The organism is Chitinophaga ginsengisegetis (genome assembly GCF_900168065.1).
GTDB lineage: Bacteria > Bacteroidota > Bacteroidia > Chitinophagales > Chitinophagaceae > Chitinophaga > Chitinophaga ginsengisegetis.
Map to the genome: position 1 here is coordinate 2,552,839 of NZ_FUZZ01000001.1, position 16,385 is coordinate 2,569,223.

Consider the following 16,385-nt stretch of genomic DNA (forward strand, 5'->3'; position numbering starts at 1 on the left):
ACGTTCTCTTTTTTTAAGCTATTACCTGGAAGTGATGTCGCCTCTATGAAATATCTTTTCTAATTCTTTATGCAATTGTTCCCCGCGTAAGCCTTTAGCCACAATTTTCCCGTTTGGATCAATCAGAAAATTTTCGGGAATTGACTGGATCATATATTTGCTACCGGCTTCATTTTTCCAGCCCTTCAAATCGGAAACCTGTAACCAGGGTAACTTGTCTGCCTTCACCGCTTTCAACCATGCTGCCCGGTTTTCATCCAATGATACGGATAATATTTCAAGGCCTTTTTTATTAAAAGTGTTGTAGGCTTTGAGCACATTGGGATTTTCAGCACGGCAAGGGCCACACCAGGACGCCCAGAAATCCAACAGCACATATTTGCCGGCATAATCGGACAGTTTAACGATCTTGCCATCAACACCAGGTTGACTAAAATCAATTGCCTGTATACCGGGTCCAATTTGTAACCGCTTTCTTTGATCAGCTATTGCACTGATAATATTTTTTGCCAGGAAAGATGATTGAAGTTGTTTATCGAACTTCTTCAATTCATTCTCCAGTTCCGTCAGCCCGCTTTCTTCACGGGGTATGTAATCACTTAAAAGGTACAGATTAACAAAACTGGCAGGATGCGTACTTGTGTATTCTCTCATATAATCAGTATACTTTTCCATCGCTGCTGTTCCTTCCTTTCCGAGGGCGGCAAGTTTCGCGGTATCATTTTTTTTCATGGCTACTTCATACTGCCTCCTTATTTCAGTTCTTCCTGAAATGTTGTTCGCATTTTCAAATAACCCGGCATATTCATCCTGTACTGCAGATCCTTTTATTTGCGGATCCTTTACTGAATTTTCATCCGGACTGTATTTGCCGGTAACAGAGATATTTGAATTTTCAAGAAACATCATCAGGACAACAGGGGAATTACGTTCTCCGGGCTTACAGAAAATATAGGCCATGGAAGGTTCATCAACATTTCCCGTGAATATAAAACGGCCATCAGTTAGTTTGGCGGAATCCGTTGTGTAGGCACCGTTACGCACTATTCCTGAAAGGTAAACATACCCTGCTGTAAAGTTCTTCCCTTTAGCATATCCGGCCTTACTCACCAGGCCTTCAATATTACCGGTTAAGGTATATTTTGCATTTTTCACCTGCTGTCCGGACGCGGTCAGGGAAAATAATATAAAACCGAGGAAAAAAAATAGTCTATTGCTGTTCATACTTTTAGTTAATAATAGAAAATGAAAAAAATTATTGCCTATCTCAGTTAGCTGATCTGTAGCTGAGATTTATAATCTCACCAAACCCGGTGAATTTCTTAACATAGGTGTGATTGATAATATCTCCCAGATTATCCAGGTCGAAATAATATACTTCCCCCACAGTTCCTGTGTTAGTAGCCACCACAATTCTTTTACTGGTGATGGACAACATTTTCAGGTCTTTTATTTTTACGCCATCGGGAAACGTGTATACCATTTTCGAAGAATTCGCCAGTATATCATAGAGATAAATTTTATTACCTGCAGCATAATAAAGATGCTTTACAACCCCGGAAGCAGCAAAAGCGGAGGCTTTCTCTATGTCCGGACTATTGCCGATCTGCTGGCTTAATTCCGGGGTTGCCCCTTTAAGCGAGTACAGGTAGCGGATACCGGCATCATCCTGCATAACAAAGTAGATTTCATCAGATGAAATTACAGACTGCGTTCCATAGTCCCAGCCAATCATCTTCTTTCCAACATCAGCCATATTGAAAACAGCGCCCGGACTCGCAGATACAGGACTCAACATTCTGTCGCCCAGCGGAACAGACATAAATCGCCTGTACTTATTATCATAAAATAAGGTGACAGCAGTGGCGGAGTTTATCACCACCGGGAAAAGGGTATAATCACCTGTTAATCTTTCAGAATAAGGCTTCAACACATCCTGGGGATAAAACAAAGGTCCGATGCCGGCATACAGTCCTCCGTCAGCGACAATATACTGATCGTAAGGTATTTTACTCATGGCATACGCGCATGAAGCAGAAAATTGCTTCGGCTCCGGAAAAATATCTGCTGTAGTACCATTCTGAATAAAATTGTCGGCATTGAACCTGTAAACACCCTGGTCTGTATAAAACATCACCAGCGCAAGATTTGCATAGCTACTGGTAATACCGGCATTGACCCCCAGGGCCTTTCCAGGGTAAGTAGTCTTGTTCACATCTTCCGCCGGAGAAAAAAACACGGAATCGTTTGCCCGGATAAAAGATAACCGGGCCTTCCCATCCTGGTTTGCAGCCACCAGCCACCCCTCATAAAATGCTCCGTTTACAGTAAGCGGATACAACATAAAAGAAGATATACCCGTCTTCACACTTGTTACGGTATATATCAGGTCATATGAGCCTGGTGACAGGTTAACTGCCACTTTCAGGTCTTTCTTATCAGATAATATCACGGCATTTTCTCCTACCATATAGGCCTTCCACTCATAAGTGTAACTATCCCCTGAAGGTATAGACTCTGTCAGTTGTGTTTGAATACTAAGTGTATCCAGTTGTGTTATCACAAATGACGAATCAGCTGTTTTGATGGAAACTGTATTTAGTTTATCATAAACAAACCGCTGATTATCCTTTTGACAGGAAGCCCAGGCCAGCGCCAATATTGCGAGGAATGCTCTGAATATATATTTACGCATGAATTTAATTTTGAGTTGAACTAAAAGGTGACCACGTTGCCGGATTCATCTATCAATGGCCCATTGACGGCTTCATATTCGGCAAGCGCATTTCGTAATTTAACCGGCAAATTGTAATAACCATCCACGCCGATTGCATCGGAAGAAAAATCAGAAAGACCGGTAACTTGCACCATAAACCTGAACTTACGCTCACTGAATGCTCCGAATGCACTCTCTACCTCGTCCCAATAAGAAGGTTTAATGATCTTGTTACTCACGTCAATGATAATTTTTTCGAGGCTGGTTGTTCCGCCGGTCTCACGCCCTGTGGCGCCTACCTGAAAATCCTTACCCGGGGCAACCTGGGCAACAAGCCGGAAAGTGGTGGTAGTCATCTCCGGTGAATTCAACAGCACCACAGGATACAGCACAGTTAAAGCGCCGGCCGGCAACGTAATTTCCGGTAGCTCGTAGTCTTTACCCTGCCTGGCTGTTGACCCCGCGCCTGCTGTTACGGAAATAACCCGGGGATAGTCGGCTGCCGCGCCTACCACACGCATTTTAAGAAAAACGGTATCCCTGTTTTTGGGAACCGGGGAATACGCAAAGGAATAACTGAGGCTGTCTGGTTCATACTCATCTACATAAAATGTAATCCCGTCGGGACCTTTATAGGTTGATATATTCTCCTTTTTACAGGCTGCCATCAGAAACAATATGTTGAGAAATAACAGGTACTTCATAAAACAGGATTTATCAGTTGTAGTTAGGATTAAATTCCAGTTCAGACTCAGGTATAGGAAGCACATACTTACTAAGCGGAATCTCAGCGGTCATAAACAGCATTTTGGTTATTTTTTTTCGTTTATAGTAAAAGAATAACTGCCCTTCCGCGTAAAACTCCTTCTGATACTCTTTAGTGATTTCTTTCTCCAGTATTTGCTGGGTAATGGTACCTGTCTGAAGCTCAGGCAGCGCCCTGTTTTTCCGCACTATATTCAGATAACCGGCGCCTTCTTCCGGTGTTACAGCCGCTTCCGCCATGATATAGTACATTTCAGATAAACGGATGGCTGGTACATGCTGATCCAGTCTGTTTGAATCCAGTGTATTAAACTGATATGTCTGCCAGAATTTAGAAGGAAAGGGGACGCCTCCGTCCTGTTCAATACGGTAAAGAAATCTGAAATCAGTGGCGCCGCCTGCTGCAGTTTCATAAAGTGTGCTAAAGTTGCCGGCACTTCTTGTCAGCTTCTGGTTGGCGCTTCCGTTAAAGCGGAAATATTGCCGTTCCGCCCAGTTCTTTATATCACGCACACGGATACAAAATATTTCTTCATCAATATAAAGACGATCCCGGTAACCTGCGGCGGATGAAGCGGCATAAGGGGTTACAAACGGGAATTTACCGGAATTCACTACCACAGCTGCTGCCTGGAAAGCGCCCTGTTTGTCTCCTGCGTAAATGCGGATCCTTGCCTCCAGGGCCTTTACAGCAAAATAATTCATCCTGATACGCCTGTTCTGTGAACCCGTTAAAACAGGATCAGCATCTTTCATCAGATCTGCCGCCTCGCTAAGATCTGCGAGCGCCAATGTCACTACTTCCGACGTAACAGAAGGTATTTTTGCGTATTGGTCAACGGTGGTTTTATAGGGGATAGCCTTCATCGCTGCGCCTGTGGTATACTCAGGACCAAACATTCGCAATACTTCAAAGTGAAGGAATGCCCTGAGCGCAAGCGCCTCTCCCCGTATAAGCGCATAGCTGGTGGCAGAGAGAACATCTTTTCTTTTTTCAGTGCTGGCAATGATCTTGTTTACACCGGCGATGGCAGCATATGCCGTATCCCAGATATTATTGGTATATCCAATTACCTCTGCAGATGCAAAGTTCAATGCCCGTGTTTGAACAAATGGCGCGCCGGCTCCGGACACTGCGTAGTTTTGCGCCAGTGCTGACACAAATCCCATTGACAGGTTATCGCCATATAATGCCCGGCTGGCCAGCTGGGAATATACACCGGTAAGCGCCTGTTGGAAACCAATTTCAGAAGCGAACAGCTGATCTTCCGAAATAACGGATTTAGGCTTTACATCCAGGAATTTTTTACAGCTGCTGAACACCAAAGATGCGACCAGGCATATTATTATAGTCAAACTCTTTTTCATATTCATAATTTTAAAAGCCGGCTCTGAGTGAAAGGGAATAAGTACGGGCAAATGGATTGCTGGTACCACGTTCTATCTGAATACTGCTTGCACGGAAAAAGTCATTGGTGATGGCTGTTACCTGTAAGCTCCGCATGCCAAGTTTCTTTATAAGCGGACTCCTGTAAAAGTTATATCCGAAGGAAGCCGAACTAAGTGTCAGGTTGTTATCGTTTTGAACAAAACGGGAGGTCAGGCGGGTAGGTTGGGTGGAAACACCGATACGTGTATATGGGCTTACATCTCCCGGGCCGGACCAGCCGAGATCATATGCCCTCCGGTCTACGTTAAACGCGGGATTCACTGATTCAACACGGTCTATCAGTGTCTGATTATAGAGCTGGCCACCACATTGGTAATTGAAGATCAGGTTGACCTCAAAGCCCTTCAGCATAAAGTTGGTGCCAAAATTACCATTCCATTTAGGCTGGTTAATGCCCACCGGTACTTTATCTGCTGCATCCCAGGTGAAAGTTCTTTTTCCGTCTTTTGTAAGATAGACTTCCGAACCGGTTGCCGGGTCTACACCCAGCGAACGAACCGCATAAATGGTGTTAATAGATTCTCCTTCTTCAAACTGTATATTGGGAATGACCTGATCACTATTAGCCACATTGAGTTTATTATTGGAAGCCTTCAATTTATTGGATAACTCTTTCAGAATATTTTTATTGGTGAATCCATTTACGTTCACTGACCATAAGAGCCCCTTAGCGGGCTTCTCCAGGATTTTATAGCGTACAGAGAATTCGAGCCCTGTATTCTGGATCTGGCCTAAGTTCTCCGCAAAACTGCTAAAGCCTGTGGATGGCGCAAGGGTGATCTGTGTCAGCGAATTTTTGGTATTCTCACGATACAAGTCCAGCCGGAGATCCAGTTTCTCTCTTAATAATACCGCATCCATACCAACATTCGCCTTATACACATTCTGCCAGCTCAGGAACTCGTTGCCCAGCCCGATGAGGACCGCTCCCAGTTCTCCGAAATAGCTGGTATTTACACCAAAGTTATACCGGGATTGGGCGCTGTAAGCCGGAATATTGAGTGAACCCGTAGAACCGTAACTGGCTCTCAGTTTAAGCCTGTTCACCAGGCTGCTTTTATTGAAAAATGCTTCATTATGGATATTCCAGCCAATACCTGCCGACCAGAATGTTCCAAATTTCTTTTCAGTTCCATATTGTGATGATCCGTCCCGGCGGGCGGAAACATCGGCCAGGAAACGGTTGTCATAACTATAACTTCCACTGTATACCACACCCACTCTCCTGATGGTGCTCTCATCACCGGTTGGTCGTCCGTTTGTTTCATATTGTGCCGCAAACAGCAGGTTATCCAGCTTGTCAAAAGGAAAGCCTTCCGTCACAACGGAGTAATAGTTGCTATTACTGCTGGAAACATTAAACCCAAGCATTGAAAACAACTGGTGAGGTCCCCGTGAGATATTGAGGTTAGCGGTTGTCAGGCTCTCATAGTTAAAACTATTTTCATTTCTTACGGTATAACTTCCCTTTCTGCTGAGGTCCGTTATCTCTGCAAAACGGGAATCCTGGGCGGAATAAAACTGGTCTCCCGAGGCATTCTGTTTATTAATACTCAGGCTTGTTTCCATGTACAGGAATGGTACCGGCGTATAACGCATCTGGAAGTTATTGGAAATACCAAAGTACTGGTTGCTGTTCACAGAATGAAGACCCGCATCATACGCGGGATTCGCTTGCCTGTAGTAGGTGTTATTTATCCACAGATTCTCCAGCATTTGCTTTGGTTTTCCTTTCTCATCGTAAGGGGCCCAATACGGATTCATTGTTACATATTCACTGAAGTTGCCGTAAGGAGATTCATTTGACTTATTCTGGAAGATGCGGACAGAGTTTTTAAACTGTAGTTTATTGACTACGTAGTTAAGATCAAACTGCCCGGAATAATTTTTCCGGTCCTGTCCTTTCATTACGCCTGATTGCAAGTCAGCAGAAAACTGTAACCCATACCGGATCGATTGGTCGCCGCCCTGCAGGTATAATGAACTACGGTTGCTAATGCCATCCTGAACCGGGATCCTGAGCCAGTCGGTATTCACCCCGCTTTTCATGGCTTTATATCTTTCATTACGCAACACGTTGAGTTTGTGCTGTGCCTGCGAACTTGTAGAAGTATATACTCCCGCCCGTTGTTCGAAATCAAGTTTTTCTTCAGCATCTAAAAGATGATATACAGACAGGTCCGGCGAGGTAAACCTGAAATCATTGTTGAATGTTACCTGGATCCTGCCAGGTTTTGGTGTAACAGTAGTAACCACCATTACCCCGTTTGCTCCGCGGGAACCATAGATGGCAGTGGCAGACGCATCTTTCAGCAAAGTGATACTGTTGATCAGGTTCATGTCCAGGTCCACGATACGCTGGAGCGTTACTTCAAATCCATCAAGGATAAATAACGGTGCATTAGGATTGGCAGACAGCTCACCGGTGAGATTGGGAAATGAATTTTGCCCGCGCATCTGGATTTCAGGAAGCTGGTTAATATTGCCGCCGGCAACATTGTTGGGTACAATCCTGAGAGAAGGATCAAGTGCCGACACCGCTGCAAATACATTATTGGCGCTCACCTTTTTCAATTCCGCACCGGAAATTGTTTTCGATGCCCCGGTAAAATTATTGCCCGAGCGCTGGAAAAGCCCGGTTACCACTACTCCTTCAATGCCTTTGATCAGCCGGGCCAGGCGCACATTTACCATACCGGAAGACAGCATACGGAAATTGCTTTGGGCATTGCCTTCGGTTTGATCAGGTTGCCCGTTGCCTGTTATAAGGCGTATCGGATCGGTGGCAATAGTGTTATTGTCCAGCAGGCGAAGCCCCATTGGCATATAACCGATAGATGAAATAACAATGCTGGCATTATCCGGTAAACCATTCAGCTGGAAACGGCCTTGTCCGTCGGTGGAAGTAGCAATCGTTGTTTTCACTACCATCACTGTTGCCCCCGGAAGCGGGTTCCCGTCAAGATCTGTTACCTGTCCGGAAAGTGAAGCTGCGGGGGCGCTCACCTCCTTCTTTTCCGGTAATGGCGCCTGAGCTTTCATCTGTAATGCAATCGTATTATCATCCAGCTCATAGGTGAAAGGAGTTTCTTTAAGCAACTCGTCCAGGAATTGCTTAAGAGGCATATTCTTCGCCGCAATGGTGATACTACGGGATTCCATCAGCCGCTGAATTTCGCGGCTTTTAAAAAAAGTGTAATAGCCCGTCTGTTGTTCCAGTGCATTTAAAGCCTTTATCAACGGTGCTTTTTTTGCGGAAAAAGTAACCGATTGGGCCAGCCCGGATGCAGATACCTGTAGAAGAGCTCCTGTTAAAAGGAGGATGGTTAATTTCATTACCAGCAACGTTTGGTTGATAATCTTTTTTTTCCGGACCGCCGCCATATGGCACGCGCCGGAAATGCTTAGCTGATAAGCAGTTTTTTGCATAATTTGCAGGTGTTTGGTTGATAAATTGAGCCGCACGCTCTTTAATGACTAAACCTTATACCGGAAGTGGCTCCAATCACTTCCGGTTTTTTCTTTTGGTTGGCACTTGTTTTTTCTTACATATACTTCTTCCTGAAGTGTTATTTTCTTTCTGTTATTATTAGTTTACGGCCTTCTGCCAGGCGGAAATCAAGTCCCGTACCATCCATTAGCCTGACCAGTGTTTTCAGGCTGACCTTCCGGCTTATTTTGCCGCCAAATGGGATCTGCGAAATATGCTGATCATAAGTTACCTCTATATCATACCAGCGCTCCAGCTGTGCAGCCAATTCCTCTATGGTAGTATTATTGAAATCAAAGGCGCCGTTTTTCCAGGCAATAGCCTTATTGATATCTGCATTATCAACAACGGTAATATCGCCGGCTATACTGGCTTCCTGCCCGGGTACCAGGACAGCAGCTGCCTTCCCGCTGCGGATATTTACCTTACCTGTTATAAGCGTGGCTTTTGCCCGTGGCTGACCGGCATATGCGTTTATATTAAAAGAAGTACCCAGCACCAACACTTCGGTTTTATTATTAACCAATACCTTAAAAGGTTGGGATGCATTCTCCGCCACCTCAAAATAAGCCTCCCCTGTTAGCTGCACCTGGCGCTCCTTTCCCGAAAATTGAACGGGAAAACGAAGTGAGGACTCCGCGTTAATCCAAACCTTTGAACCGTCCGGTAAAACAATGGAGAACTGTCTTCCTCTTGGCGTAAGCACCGTATTCAGCGCTTCTGCACCTGCTTCATCAAGTGCACCATGTTCATAGGCCAGCGCCCCGTTATTCAATACGATGTCAACTCCTGCCTGGGAGGCCACTGTTCCGTTACCTGCAGTATCCAGCACTATTTTACTGCCGTTTGCCAGCATAAGCACCGCACCAGGCCGTCCCGCTGCAACGTCCTGTACAGCTACCTGGTTATCCCGGACCTGCCCCGTTTTCAACCTGTTAACGGTATACCAGCCAATAGTCAGTATAACAAGCACGGCGGCGGCAGCAGCCAGCCATCTCCGCTTTTCAGGCATGATTCTTCTTACAGGAGCCTCTGCTTCAATTTGCCGGAGTATTTCCCCGAACACAACCTGTTGCCGGGTTTTATCCCACTGCTGCTCCCCTGATTCAAGCGAAGCCTGCACAGAGGCTTTCACGGTTTCATCGTAAACACCCGTATTTACAGCTGCTGTAAGTTCAGACAACTCGCCGGCGGAAATTTCATTCTTCCGGTATTTATCCAGTAAGGATTGGAAATAAATCTCATCCATAAACAGCTTTTAAAGCGGTACAGTATAAAGACGACAGCCACACAAAAAGTGGGTAGCCGAATTTGAAAAAAATTCTGGGTTGACGATTATTGCATCAGTAACACCAACAAAATCATTATTATCTCGGGGTCTTCTATATGGGCCATTACATAGTGACGAACCGCACGGGTAGCCAGTTTCAGGTGGGTGCGAACAGTCTGGATACTAATCCCCATTTGCTCTGCGATATCGGCATGGGGAATGCCCGATTCTTTTGCCAGTTGAAATATAATACGCTGTTGCGGGGTAAGGGTTTCAACCGCTTGCTTCAAAATCCCCGAATATTCTTTGGCTGCTAAAATCTTAATAGGCGAATCCGGGCCGTCGTGAAGCAATTCGCCCAATTGCAGCTGGTGATGCAGCTGACGCGCACGCGCTTTAAAGGTGTCGAAAATAATATTCCGCGCAAGTATATACAGATAATGTTCCGGTTTTTCAAGCGTTCCCGGTTGGGTACGGTTCTCCCACATACGCATAAAAACAAGCTGCACAATATCTTCACATAACGACTGATCCCCTTTGGTAAACACCATAGCGGTATTATATACTGCAGCGCTATATTTATCATAGAAAATGGAGAATTGCCTTACATCTTCTTCCGGGATTTTCCTATCACTGGCTATATTGATATGATCATGCTGATTGCCCAACCTTTCGCGTTTGGCCAAATTTAGAAAAAAACCATGAATAGTGCTAATGATGAACAACCTGGCACTATTCATATTCCCTATAAGCGCCGAATCTTGCCAGTTGGTCCTCTCCCAGCTGCGCTGGTACCGGAATTGCAGGAATCCCCTGCTGTTCACATATCTGCATCCATAAACCGGTACGGGTATAGGTTTGATGTACTTTCTGAAAATGTGTGGAGAGCAGTAAGTCTTTCGCCTGCTGCACCTGTTTTTTGTCGATCAGCAGTTGCACCCTTCTTTCAATAACCCATTCATCGGCCAATGCATCAACTGCCGATAACCAGTGCTCCCGCTCAGCTATCGTTTGTGGTCCCATAGCGCGCAGCAGCTTATCTCTTTCCACCACCACCTGCGGATGCAACTGTACCCATTTTTCACTGATCGCTTCCATTGCTTTCCAGGCGCCTTTAAGATTCCCATCTAATTTCAATAGCCTCGCCAGCAGCACTTTTGCAAGCCCCATCCTGTTGGCAGCAAGCATTTGTATCGCCTCTTTGCTTCTTCCCCTGCCCGCCTCCCAGGCAGCATAATAAAATTCCCACATCTCCTTGTCTTCTCCATTTGTTTTACTGATGGCGTATTCAAACGGAGTGTCCATGTTTTCCATACCTGAAGGCGCCCATGTATATTGGTCAACAGGCGGAGGCAAAGGCAATGCTGTTTTAGCAGCACAGGCTTTCGCCAGCTCATTCCAAACCTGCACGTCCGAGTTCCTGGCCCAGTCAAATAAAGGGATGTCCTTTACCGGCCTTAGCTTAATAGCGGGCGTTTGCAGGGAATGAATATCCAGTTCCCGGTTCGCAGGTATCCAGTATTCCACATGGCAGCGCATTTCTTTCGGCTGCAGTTCCAGCTTGATGGATTGATCTGCTATGGGGCCACCCTGCAATTCAATATATGGCGCGCGCCGTGCGGTGCTCAACATTGCCCATGTGCTGTCGGCTCCATCACCATAGCTCCACAGCTTAATGCCCGGCGCAACCGCATTATCGGCAATATGATATAACCCTGTGCCAAGTGAAGGAGTATAGGCGCCGAAGGCATTCGCATTTTTTGTTTTCCAGAAATAGCCGGTCATTTCCCGGATATCGGCTTCCACCCGCGGTCCCTGGCTGGCCCAGTCAATGGTATCAATATGCGAAGCATGCAACAATACCCGGCCTTCAGGGAAATTATATTTCGTGTCGGCAGCGGAAGGCAGTGCTGCATTGGACCAGCTCATCCAGGGATAGGCGTTGGCGCCGGGGTTATAAAATTTAACCCGCTCGGTTAAAAAATTATCCGCAGGTCCCAGGGAATATTCAACAGACCATTGCATACCAAAACGCAGCTCCCTTTCGCCACAGGTAACATAGGTCCTGCCCGGCGCACTGTCGATCCTGTAAAGTACAGATTCATTCTGTGAAGGCGAATGTGAAATTGGGAAACTCACTTCAATGCCACCGGCCACAAAATAAAACCGGGGCAGGATCCTCGTTTGCCGGATTACATCCGGCACATACAACACTTCTTTTCCTGATTGCTTATGAACCATAGAAACTACTTTACCTCCCAGATCCGGACATACCGTTACTTTCAGCAGGTCATTTTCCAACGTCACAAAGCGATATTTCTTCAACACCGGTCTGTTGGATGTTTCAGCATAACTGGTGTACGGATATACCCCGTTTGGATCAAACACCGGGGGAACCGGGCCGGCGGGCGTAAGCACATGGGTAAGCAGGTAGTCGCTGTGTTCAGAACAGGCCACTTTACCAGTGGCAGGCTGACCTATACATTTGCCAACAATATTACCTGCAAGCAGCAATAACAATATCCTGATATTCATTATTCCGTTTTTTTCAGATAACATTTTACCTGCCCAGCCTATCGCTTAATGCATCTACCAGGCTTCTTCCTTTATCAATATCTTCGATGATCTTATCTTCATTAAAATCCTTTTCCGCAGCAAAGCGTTGCAGATGTTGCTCAAATGTTTGCCACAGGGCTTTTACCGCTTTATCTTTTGATGCCAGCGCCTGTGTTTTTAAAATGCGGATCTTCTCAAAATCGGCGATGCCTTCCCTTAATTTTTCGAAACGTACAGAGCTGTTACCTCCCGGGTACACGAGAAAACAATCGCCGGCAGGCCACGAACCGAAACGTGCATCCCTTACCGGATCTTCCGCCCATGCGTCGTATGCCCATCGTAAAAAACCGTCGTATCCAACAGCGGCAGAATACCAGCTGATCCATCGTCCTTCTGAAGGAGGCGAGAAAACAAAATTATTGGGCTTGGCAGGATTGCAGCAAACATAAAAGGTAGAGGAAGCGCCTCTTGCGGCGCGTTGCTTCAATTCAGCAGCAGCAGGTTCATTGCCATACAGGAAAGAATAATCATCCAGCAGCGTATCCAGCTCCTTGTGCCAGTTTCCCGCATAGGTGATACGCCATTTCGCCGGATGTTCTTTAATCACCTTAATGGCCGCCAATGTCTGCTTCATTTCATTCTCGTTGATGCCCAGGTATGTTTTATCAAACCATCCTTTTTGTTGCAGATGCGTTTGCAGATCGTTGAGAAAAATATGCCAGTGCGTTTTATATGCTGCCGATTCCGGCGCCCAGTAAGCATACTGGTAATTACCGGTGGCCTCGTCCATATAGCGGAACCGGTTGGCCCACGGGATAGCGGTATACAGGGTGATTGCTTTATCAATACCCAACGCCATACACATCTCTATGTATTCATCAAAAATATGATAATCAAATTTCCAGCTGCCATTCTTTTGTTTTATCCATTCGATCATTCCTCCTTCTATCATGTACGAATTATCGGACCACGGGGAATGTACGGCATAGGTAGTAATATATTTACCGCCCGCATCGGCATATAATTGCAGATGTTTTTTCAACAGTGCTTTATGTTCTGCGGACCACGGCTGCAGTTGATTATGCCAGGCAACAACCCAGGGGTTCTGCCACAAATCAAGCCGGTACGACCATTCACGCGGCGGAGGCAGTAGCTGCGGCTGCACCCGGATGCTGACCTGTAATGCCGTGCTGTATTTATCCGTGTTTACCTGTATGGAGCCTGAATAAGTGCCCGGCGGGGTATTGGCCGGGATATTGAGCGACAGCCATACCGGTCTTACCGTTCCGCCGGGAATATCAAAACGCTCAAACGGCTCAAACCGGTCCGGCATCAGGTAACCGCTCTTATACGGCGTTTCACCACACACGGCATCTTTGGCGCCATACGGATAGTTAGAAAGTACGTAGCGCTCCATGTTCAAACTGGTATGTTCCCGGCTGATTACATTACCGCCGGCGCCGGTAAGATCGCTTAATGTAAAGCGAACCTGGTTCAGCGTGTCCGGCGACCATACCAGCAATTGTGCATTCAGTCTTTCTCCCTTCCAGCCGGTGGCATCCCAGGTGGTGACTGCCTTTTGCACCGGTACTTCTGTTCTGAAATAAAGTTTATCGGTAGTGCTGAAAGATACATGCAGGCCGTGGCTCTGCGCAGCCCATGCCTGCTCATCGGTTGTTTTATCGAAGGTGTATTCCGGTTGATAGTGACTGCTTAATGCCGGTAAATGGTTGCGGTCAACTTCTCCCTTGTACTGTGAAAAAGCTGAAAATGAAAAACAACCGGCCAGGCCAAAGATTAACGAAATTCTTTTCATGTGTTCATTTGTTCATTGAATACTGTTCTTTCTCTTGTGCTATCAGCTCCACGCTGTTTCTCCATTGTAATCTATACATCCCTGGTAGCCCCCGGGCAAAGGCAGGTAGCGTAATACTTCCGTAGCACCGGGTTTTGATGTAAAGAATCCCAGTAAAGTCAACTGCTTTATCAAGGTAAAGTAATGCGGAGATGTGGTGTTGTTCCTGCTGTGATCTTTCGCGTCTTTATCCACGTTGGTAAGCAGGACATTTTTTTGTTCAGCAGAAAGCTTTACAAAAGTTGCCTTAAACTCTTTAAGTGAGGCATCATTTAATTGGGTAATTCCCTGCTTCAATGTTTGTTGTTGCATCTTATTATAACAATCCGATGCATACAATGCAATAAATTTTCCCACTTCTGCATCCTTTGCACCCGGTGTATTTGTACGGGGAAGAATAGTTTCCGCTACTTCATCAAAGAATGCAATGTCATGCTCACCAAAAATCGGTTCATTACGTTCCCTGCATCCCGCAAGAAACAGTTCTCCCCCTACCAATGCCGCGCCTGTAAGCACAGAGATCGTTTTTATTAATTCCCGGCGATTCATTTACAACGCTCCTTTTTTTAGTTGCTCCACCGCATAGTTAGCAGCTCTTGCAGTTAGTGACATATAAAGAATAGAAGGACTTTGATTGCCGGTACTTGTCATACAGGCGCCGTCCGTAACAAATACATTTTTACAATGATGCAGCTGATTCCATTCATTCAGCAATGAATTGGCAGGGTCCTTTCCCATACGTACGCCGCCCATTTCATGTATATCCAATCCCGGCGGCTGGCGGTTTTCATTTACCACAATATTCTTAGCGCCTGCTGCCTCCAGCATAGCCCTGCCCTGTTCGATAAAATCTTTTACCATTTTATCATCATTATCATCATAGTCTACAGATGTTATCAACAAAGGAATTCCCCATTCATCCTTTTTATCTTTGCTTAATCTTACATGATTGCTTTCTTTGGGAATTGTTTCTCCCTGCATATACATATACGCCCCCCATTTACCCGGCTTACTAATGGCGTCTTTAAATGCAGCGCCCAGTGCCTTCGGGATATTTTTATCATTTAACTTCTCCCGGTAACCAGCGCTAAAGATGACATAACCGCCAACAAAATCTGTGTCCTTCTGATACACATTCCTGAAGTTGGGAATAATACATTCCGAAGGCTTCGATACTTTGTAATACTTATCTTCAAAACCATCAAACTCTCCGCTCATTCCTGCCCTGTAATTGTGAAAGCCAATGTATTTCCCAAGCAACCCGTTATCGTTCCCGAGTCCGTTTGGAAACCGCCTGGAGGTGGAATTTAACAACACCAGGTTCGTGTTTAATGCAGAGGCATTAAGGAAAATAATCTTTGCATGAAAGATGATTTCCTTCTTTGTGTTGGCATCAATCACTTTCACGCCCGTTGCTTTACCGGATTGTTCATCATAGATAATGGAATGCACAACAGAAAAAGGCCGGATCGTTAAATTACCTGTTTTTTCCGCTGCCGGCAGCGTAGAGGCATTTGAGCTAAAATATCCGCCCAGCGGACAACCGCGCATGCAAAGATTCCTGCTTAAACACTGGCGGTGTTGCTCTTTGTGGATAGCCTGCGGCTGTGTTACCTGCGCCCATCTGCCGGATACATAATGACGGTTGAACTTACTGGCCACCGCTTCTTTTAAATGCTGTTCTACACAGTTCAATTCAAAAGCAGGCAAAAACTCTCCATCCGGCATAGTATCAATACCTTCCTTATTGCCACAAACGCCAATAAACTTTTCCACGTGACTGTACCACGGAGCCACATCGTTATAACCAATGGGCCATTCAATTCCATATCCGTACCGGTGTGGCGCCGTAAAGTCCATCTCACTCCAACGTGCGCAGGCACGCCCCCAAATCAGGGATTTTCCGCCAACCTGGTAGCCCCGTATCCATTCAAAAGGTTTTTCCTGGATATAGGGATGGTCTGCATCTTTTATAAAAAAATGCGCGGTACTGGCATCATATCCTGCGGCTTTGCTGATATAGGGATTGGCGTCTAACACTTTCTCCGGAAGCGCTCCGCGATACTTAAAATCCCAGACAGGCGTATTAGCAGTTGGATAATCCTTTATATGCTCCACATTTCTTCCACGCTCCAATACCAGTGTTTTTAATCCTTTCTCGCACAATTCCTTTGCTGCCCAACCACCGCTGATACCACTGCCTACAACAATTGCATCAAAAGAAGTTATTTCCTCCTGCTTAACAGAAGTACCTGAACTACCGGCCATATGTGAATATTTATC

Annotated in this window: 11 protein-coding genes; all 11 read right to left on the minus strand. The window is 45.7% G+C overall.

Going from position 1 to position 16,385, the window contains the following annotated elements:
• Positions 1 to 21: 21 nt before the first annotated feature.
• The 11 genes from B5Z18_RS10065 to B5Z18_RS10115 all read right to left on the minus strand — a co-directional run bounded on the left by B5Z18_RS10065 (position 22) and on the right by B5Z18_RS10115 (position 16,370).
• Positions 22 to 1,224 carry a TlpA disulfide reductase family protein gene (locus B5Z18_RS10065; protein ID WP_079469226.1) on the minus strand — a complete coding sequence of 401 codons (1,203 nt, stop codon included), beginning with the start codon at positions 1,222 to 1,224 and terminating at the stop codon, positions 22 to 24.
• Between the two features lie 43 nt (positions 1,225 to 1,267).
• Positions 1,268 to 2,695 (minus strand): PKD-like family lipoprotein, encoded by a 1,428-nt coding sequence (locus B5Z18_RS10070; protein WP_079469227.1) that lies wholly within the window; start codon positions 2,693 to 2,695, stop codon positions 1,268 to 1,270.
• Positions 2,696 to 2,715: 20 nt separating this feature from the next.
• Positions 2,716 to 3,420: a DUF4843 domain-containing protein gene (locus B5Z18_RS10075; RefSeq protein ID WP_159454255.1), complete on the minus strand. Its 705-nt coding sequence runs from the start codon at positions 3,418 to 3,420 to the stop codon at positions 2,716 to 2,718.
• A gap of 13 nt (positions 3,421 to 3,433) precedes the next feature.
• Positions 3,434 to 4,849, minus strand: a complete 1,416-nt coding sequence (locus B5Z18_RS10080) for a RagB/SusD family nutrient uptake outer membrane protein (RefSeq protein WP_159454256.1) — start codon at positions 4,847 to 4,849, stop codon at positions 3,434 to 3,436.
• Between the two features lie 10 nt (positions 4,850 to 4,859).
• Positions 4,860 to 8,360: a SusC/RagA family TonB-linked outer membrane protein gene (locus tag B5Z18_RS10085; protein WP_079469230.1), complete on the minus strand. Its 3,501-nt coding sequence runs from the start codon at positions 8,358 to 8,360 to the stop codon at positions 4,860 to 4,862.
• A gap of 140 nt (positions 8,361 to 8,500) precedes the next feature.
• The gene (locus B5Z18_RS10090; protein WP_079469231.1) at positions 8,501 to 9,670 is read right to left on the minus strand and encodes a FecR family protein; all 1,170 of its coding nucleotides are present in this window, start codon (positions 9,668 to 9,670) and stop codon (positions 8,501 to 8,503) included.
• Positions 9,671 to 9,756: 86 nt separating this feature from the next.
• Positions 9,757 to 10,359 carry an RNA polymerase sigma factor gene (locus tag B5Z18_RS10095; RefSeq protein ID WP_159454257.1) on the minus strand — a complete coding sequence of 201 codons (603 nt, stop codon included), beginning with the start codon at positions 10,357 to 10,359 and terminating at the stop codon, positions 9,757 to 9,759.
• Between the two features lie 64 nt (positions 10,360 to 10,423).
• Positions 10,424 to 12,226: a DUF5107 domain-containing protein gene (locus B5Z18_RS10100; RefSeq protein WP_079469233.1), complete on the minus strand. Its 1,803-nt coding sequence runs from the start codon at positions 12,224 to 12,226 to the stop codon at positions 10,424 to 10,426.
• 25 nt (positions 12,227 to 12,251) lie between these two features.
• A complete protein-coding gene (locus B5Z18_RS10105; RefSeq protein WP_079469234.1) occupies positions 12,252 to 14,063 on the minus strand; it encodes a DUF4091 domain-containing protein in 1,812 nt (603 codons plus the stop codon).
• 42 nt (positions 14,064 to 14,105) lie between these two features.
• Complete coding sequence (locus B5Z18_RS10110) at positions 14,106 to 14,651, minus strand: gluconate 2-dehydrogenase subunit 3 family protein (protein WP_079469235.1); 546 nt, start codon at positions 14,649 to 14,651, stop codon at positions 14,106 to 14,108.
• Entirely contained in the window at positions 14,652 to 16,370 is a 1,719-nt protein-coding gene (locus B5Z18_RS10115; protein ID WP_079469236.1) for a GMC oxidoreductase, read from the minus strand.
• Positions 16,371 to 16,385 lie beyond the last annotated feature (15 nt).

Excerpts from the sequence above, each read along its gene's own strand:
- B5Z18_RS10065 (WP_079469226.1), bottom strand. The coding sequence starts at position 1,224 with ATGAACAGCAATAGACTATTTTTTTTCCTCGGTTTTATATTATTTTCC.
- B5Z18_RS10070 (WP_079469227.1), bottom strand. The coding sequence starts at position 2,695 with ATGCGTAAATATATATTCAGAGCATTCCTCGCAATATTGGCGCTGGCC.
- B5Z18_RS10075 (WP_159454255.1), bottom strand. The coding sequence starts at position 3,420 with ATGAAGTACCTGTTATTTCTCAACATATTGTTTCTGATGGCAGCCTGT.
- B5Z18_RS10080 (WP_159454256.1), bottom strand. The coding sequence starts at position 4,849 with ATGAAAAAGAGTTTGACTATAATAATATGCCTGGTCGCATCTTTGGTG.
- B5Z18_RS10085 (WP_079469230.1), bottom strand. The coding sequence starts at position 8,360 with ATGCAAAAAACTGCTTATCAGCTAAGCATTTCCGGCGCGTGCCATATG.
- B5Z18_RS10090 (WP_079469231.1), bottom strand. The coding sequence starts at position 9,670 with ATGGATGAGATTTATTTCCAATCCTTACTGGATAAATACCGGAAGAAT.
- B5Z18_RS10100 (WP_079469233.1), bottom strand. The coding sequence starts at position 12,226 with ATGAATATCAGGATATTGTTATTGCTGCTTGCAGGTAATATTGTTGGC.
- B5Z18_RS10105 (WP_079469234.1), bottom strand. The coding sequence starts at position 14,063 with ATGAAAAGAATTTCGTTAATCTTTGGCCTGGCCGGTTGTTTTTCATTT.
- B5Z18_RS10110 (WP_079469235.1), bottom strand. The coding sequence starts at position 14,651 with ATGAATCGCCGGGAATTAATAAAAACGATCTCTGTGCTTACAGGCGCG.
- B5Z18_RS10115 (WP_079469236.1), bottom strand. The coding sequence starts at position 16,370 with ATGGCCGGTAGTTCAGGTACTTCTGTTAAGCAGGAGGAAATAACTTCT.